We start from the raw sequence: 4,926 nt of genomic DNA on the forward strand, positions 1-4,926 counted from the left end.
CGCCAACGCCGTGGGCATGGCGATGGCCGCCCGCTACGAGCGCGGCCTGTTCGACCCCGAGGCCGCCGAGGGCACCAGCCCCTTCGACCACACCATCTGGGCGATCGTCTCCGACGGCGACCTGGAGGAGGGCGTCTCCGCCGAGGCCTCCTCCCTCGCGGGCCACCAGAAGCTCGGCAACCTCGTCTTCGTCTACGACGACAACCACATCTCCATCGAGGGCGACACCGAGACCGCGTTCTCCGAGGACGTCCTCAAGCGCTACGAGGCGTACGGCTGGCACGTCCAGCGGATCGCCCCGCAGGCCGACGGGAACGTCGACGTCAAGGCCCTGTACGAGGCCCTCGCCGCCGCCAAGGCCGAGACCGGCCGCCCCTCGATCATCGCGATGCGCACGATCATCGCGTGGCCCGCCCCCACCAAGCAGAACACCGGAGGCTCGCACGGCTCCGCGCTCGGCGACGACGAGGTCGCCGCCACCAAGCGCGTCCTGGGCTTCGACCCCGAGCAGTCGTTCGCCGTCGAGGACGAGGTCCTCGCGCACACCCGCGCCGCCCTCGACCGCGGCGCCGAGGCCCACGCCGCCTGGGACAAGCAGCTCGGCGCGTGGCGCACCGACAACGCGGAGCGCGCCAAGCTCCTCGACCGGATCGTCGCCGGCCGCCTGCCCGAGGGCTGGGAGCAGGCGCTGCCCTCCTTCGAGGCCGGCCCGAGCGTCGCCACCCGCGCCGCGTCCGGCAAGGTCCTGCAGGCCCTCGGCCCGGTCATCCCCGAGCTGTGGGGCGGCTCCGCCGACCTGGCCGGCTCCAACCTCACCACCATCGACAAGGACTCCTCCTTCCTGCCGGAGGGCAACGCCCTGCCGAGCGCCGACCCCTACGGCCGCACCGTCCACTTCGGCATCCGCGAGTTCTCGATGGCCGCCGAGATGAACGGCATCGCGCTGCACGGCAACACCCGCATCTACGGCGGCACCTTCCTGGTGTTCTCCGACTACATGCGCAACGCGGTGCGCATGTCCGCCCTGATGCAGCTGCCCGTCACCTACGTGTGGACGCACGACTCCATCGGCGTCGGCGAGGACGGCCCGACCCACCAGCCCGTCGAGCACCTCGCCGCGCTGCGCGCCATCCCGGGCCTGAACGTCATCCGCCCGGCGGACGCCAACGAGACCGTCATCGCCTGGCGCGAGGTGCTGCGCCGCGGCACGGACAAGCCCGCCCCGCACGGCTTCGCGCTGAGCCGCCAGGGCCTGCCGACGTACGAGGCCAACGAGCTCGCCGCCAAGGGCGGTTACGTCCTCGCCGAGGCCTCGAAGGCGACCCCGGACGTCCTGCTCATCGCCACCGGCTCCGAGGTGCAGCTGGCGGTCGAGGCCCGCGAGGTCCTGGAGGCCGAGGGCGTCGCCACCCGCGTCGTGTCGATGCCGTCCGTCGAGTGGTTCGAGGAGCAGCCGAAGGAGTACCGCGACAGCGTCCTGCCGCCCGCCGTCAGGGCCCGCGTCGCCGTCGAGGCCGGCATCGGCCTCACCTGGTACCGCTTCGTCGGCGACGCCGGCCGCATCGTCTCCCTGGAGCACTACGGCGCCTCCGCCGCCGCGGGCGTCCTCTTCCGCGAGTTCGGCTTCACCGCCGAGAACGTCGCCGCCCAGGCGCGCACGTCCTTGACGGAAGCCCGAGCCCTCGCCGCCGCCCGCGCCTGAACCGTACGCAGTCAGTTTCCCGAAAGAAGATGAAGCAGAACATGAGTAACGCCGTCCCCTCCTCGCCGGTCCTCAAGTCCCTGTCCGACGAAGGCGTTTCCATCTGGCTGGACGACCTGTCCCGCACCCGCATCACGTCCGGCAACCTCGCCGAGCTGGTCAGGAACAGCCACGTCGTGGGCGTCACCACGAACCCCTCGATCTTCCAGGCCGCCATCGGCTCCGGCGAGGGCTACGAGGAGCAGCTCGCCGACCTCGCCGTCCGCAAGGTCACCGTCGAGGAGGCCGTGCGCATGATGACCACGGCCGACGTCCGCGCCGCAGCCGACATCCTGCGTCCCGTGTACGACGCGACGCAGGGCCGCGACGGCCGCGTGTCCATCGAGGTCGACCCGCGCCTGGCCCACGAGACCGCGGCCACCGTCGCCGAGGCCAAGCAGCTGGCCTGGCTCGTCGAGCGCCCGAACGTCATGATCAAGATCCCCGCGACGGAGGCGGGCCTGCCCGCCATCACCGAGGTCATCGGCCTCGGCATCTCCGTCAACGTCACGCTGATCTTCTCCCTCGACCGCTACAAGGCCGTCATGGACGCCTACCTGGCCGGTCTGGAGAAGGCGCACGAGCGCGGCATCGACCTCGCCACGATCCACTCGGTCGCCTCCTTCTTCGTCTCGCGCGTCGACGCCGAGATCGACAAGCGGCTCGACAAGGTCGGCACGCAGGAGGCCACCGCCCTCAAGGGCAAGGCCGCGCTCGCCAACGCCCGTCTCGCCTACGAGGCGTACGAGCAGGTCTTCGCCACGGAGCGGGCGGCCACGCTGGCCGCCGCGGGCGCCAACAAGCAGCGCCCGCTGTGGGCCTCGACCGGCGTCAAGGACCCCGCGTACAAGGACACCCTGTACGTCGACGAGCTGGTCGCGCCGGGCACCGTCAACACCATGCCCGAGGGCACCCTGAAGGCCACCGCCGACCACGGCGACCTCCACGGCGACGCCGTCACCGGCACCTACGACGCCTCGCGCGCCGAGATCGCCGCCGTCGAGAAGCTCGGCATCTCCTACGACGAGGTCGTGCAGCAGCTCGAGGACGAGGCCGTCGCCAAGTTCGAGATCGCCTGGAACGACCTGCTGGCCACCGTCACCACCCGGCTGAACGGCAAGGAGGCGCAGGCCAAGTGAGCACCACCGCTTGGCAGAACCCGCTGAGGGACCCGCGCGACCGGCGACTGCCGCGCATCGCGGGCCCCTCCGGGCTCGTCATCTTCGGCGTCACCGGCGACCTGTCCCGCAAGAAGCTGATGCCGGCCGTCTACGACCTGGCCAACCGCGGCCTGCTGCCGCCCGGCTTCTCGCTCCTCGGGTTCGCCCGCCGCGAGTGGGAGGACCAGGACTTCGCCCAGGTCGTCCACGACTCCGTGCGCGAGCACGCCCGCACCCCCTTCCGCGAGGAGGTCTGGCAGCAGCTCGCCGAGGGCATGCGCTTCATCCCCGGCGACTTCGACGACGACACCGCGTTCAAGCAGCTGCGGGAAGCCGTCGACGACCTGGACGAGAAGCAGGGCACGAGCGGCAACTACGCCTTCTACCTCTCCGTGCCGCCCAAGTTCTTCCCGAAGGTCGTGCAGCAGCTCAAGAAGCACGGCCTCGCGGACGCGCCGGACGGCTCGTGGCGACGGGCGGTCATCGAGAAGCCCTTCGGCCACGACATGGACTCGGCGCGCGAGCTCAACGCCATCGTGCACGACGTGTTCGACCCGGAGCAGGTCTTCCGCATCGACCACTACCTCGGCAAGGAGACCGTCCAGAACATCCTGGCGCTCCGCTTCGCCAACCAGATGTACGAGCCCGTCTGGAACCGGTCGTACGTCGACCACGTGCAGATCACGATGGCCGAGGACATCGGCATCGGCGGCCGCGCCGGTTACTACGACGGCATCGGCGCCGCCCGCGACGTCATCCAGAACCACCTGCTGCAGCTGATGGCCCTCACGGCCATGGAGGAGCCGGCCTCGTTCGACGCCGAGTCGCTGGTGACCGAGAAGCTCAAGGTCCTCAGGTCCGTCCGGCTCCCCGCCGACCTGGCGCGGTCCACCGTGCGTGCCCAGTACGCCGCGGGCTGGCAGGGCGGCGAGAAGGTCCCGGGCTACCTCCAGGAAGACGGCATCGACCCCAAGTCGAACACCGACACCTACGCCGCCGTGAAGCTGGAGGTCGACAACCGCCGCTGGGCGGGCGTCCCCTTCTACCTGCGCACCGGCAAGCGCCTGGGCCGCCGCGTCACCGAGATTGCGGTCGTCTTCCAGCGCGCCCCGCACTCCCCGTTCGATTCCACCGCCACGGAGGAACTCGGCCAGAACGCGATCGTCATCCGGGTCCAGCCCGACGAGGGCATGACCGTACGCTTCGGATCGAAGGTCCCGGGTACCTCGATGGAGATCCGCGACGTGTCCATGGACTTCGCGTACGGCGAGTCGTTCACGGAGTCCAGCCCGGAGGCCTACGAGCGGCTGATCCTGGACGTACTGCTCGGCGACGCCAACCTCTTCCCGCGCACGGAGGAGGTCGAGGAGTCCTGGCGCATCCTCGACCCCATCGAGGAGCACTGGGACGAGCACGGCAAGCCCGCACAGTACGCCTCGGGAAGCTGGGGCCCGGAGGAAGCGGACGAGATGCTCGCACGAGACGGACGGAGCTGGCGCAGGCCATGAAGATCGACCTGACCGACACCACGGCAAGCAAGGTCAACAAGGCGCTCGTCGAAGGGCGCCGCGCCATCGGGACCCCGGCCGTGGGCATGGTCCTCACGATGGTGCTGGTCACCGACGAGGAGAACGCGTACGACGCGATCAGGGCCGCCGAGGAGGCGTCCCGCGAGCACCCCTCGCGCACCCTCGTCGTCATCCGGCGCACCGCCCGCTCGCCGCGCGACCGCCAGGGCAACCGCCTCGACGCGGAGGTCCGGGTCGGCTCCGACGCGGGCACCGGCGAGACCGTGATCCTGCGCCTGTACGGCGAGGTCGGCAAGCACGCCGACTCCGTCGTCCTGCCGCTGCTGCTGCCCGACGCGCCGGTCGTCGTGTGGTGGCCGGCCGACGCCCCGGACGAGCCCTCCAAGGACCCGCTCGGCGCGCTCGCCGCCCGCCGCATCACGGACCTGTACGCCGACGAGGACGCGCTCGACGTCCTCGACCGCCGCGCCGCGCTCTACGCGCCGGGCGACACCGA

The 4,926-nt window shown here is 71.0% G+C and carries 4 protein-coding genes; all 4 read left to right on the plus strand.

What is annotated here, in order from left to right; all coding sequences use genetic code 11:
- A partial coding sequence (locus G3I40_RS10845) for a transketolase (protein WP_164301951.1) occupies positions 1-1,702 on the plus strand: 1,702 nt, incomplete at its 5' end.
- A 41-nt stretch (positions 1,703-1,743) separates the two neighbouring features.
- A complete protein-coding gene (gene tal / locus G3I40_RS10850) occupies positions 1,744-2,880 on the plus strand; it encodes a transaldolase (protein WP_164301952.1) in 1,137 nt (378 codons plus the stop codon).
- Positions 2,877-4,409, plus strand: coding sequence for a glucose-6-phosphate dehydrogenase (gene zwf, locus G3I40_RS10855; RefSeq protein ID WP_164301953.1), 1,533 nt, complete (start codon positions 2,877-2,879; stop codon positions 4,407-4,409). Before tal ends, zwf begins: the two co-directional genes overlap by 4 nt.
- The coding region (locus G3I40_RS10860; RefSeq protein ID WP_203643824.1) for a glucose-6-phosphate dehydrogenase assembly protein OpcA at positions 4,406-4,926 on the plus strand (521 nt) is incomplete at its 3' end. The genes zwf and G3I40_RS10860, both read left to right, overlap by 4 nt.

Source organism: Streptomyces sp. SID14478 (assembly GCF_010548525.1).
In the GTDB taxonomy this organism is placed as follows: Bacteria; Actinomycetota; Actinomycetes; order Streptomycetales; family Streptomycetaceae; genus Streptomyces.

Bases quoted from the DNA above. Each gene is read 5' to 3' on its own strand.
- tal (WP_164301952.1), top strand. From the start codon at position 1,744: ATGAGTAACGCCGTCCCCTCCTCGCCGGTCCTCAAGTCCCTGTCCGAC.